Source organism: Pseudozobellia sp. WGM2 (genome assembly GCF_017810075.1).
Taxonomy (GTDB): Bacteria; Bacteroidota; Bacteroidia; order Flavobacteriales; family Flavobacteriaceae; genus JADNYK01.
The window spans coordinates 1-499 of record NZ_JADNYK010000043.1; the positions used below are offsets into that span (position 1 = coordinate 1).

Consider the following 499-nt stretch of genomic DNA (forward strand, 5'->3'; position numbering starts at 1 on the left):
GAGCTTGGCAGCTATGATCGGCGCTCTGGTCGGATCCGCTGGTGTGGGAGCGTATCCAGAAAAGTTAGCTGGCAAGCATATTGAGTACTTGCGCGAGCGGGATGCGCGGCCGGAGCTCACCTATCCCGCGGAGCGGACCCTTTCGTTCGCTGAGGCAGTCGCTGCGATCCAGGCGGCAGGACGCCTTGAATATGGTGGGCCTATCACTCTGTCCGCAGAGGAGTCTGCGCTAGCTGAGGAGCTCGACACCTACAGACAGCTGGTTGACCATCCAAAACCTACGACTTGGTCCGTTCCCAAGGATGACGTTCGCGACGCGGTCCGATTTGCTCCGTTAGTCATCGAGCGCCTACGTCACGCGCACTATCGGCTGTTCGACCACTCGGATCGCATTAGCGATGCGTCCCATATCATTTTAGGCCGATGAAGCCCGGGCCCGATCAACGGTCTCGCATTGCTTTCGCCCACGAAAAAGCCCCGTCCGTTGCGGGTCGGGGCT

The 499-nt window shown here is 59.9% G+C and carries 1 protein-coding gene; it reads left to right on the forward strand.

Translation table 11 applies throughout. The annotated features are described in order from the left end of the window. The coding region (locus tag IV512_RS19725; protein WP_209406480.1) for a hypothetical protein at positions 1 to 427 on the forward strand (427 nt) is incomplete at its 5' end. Between the last annotated feature and the right edge of the window lie 72 nt (positions 428 to 499).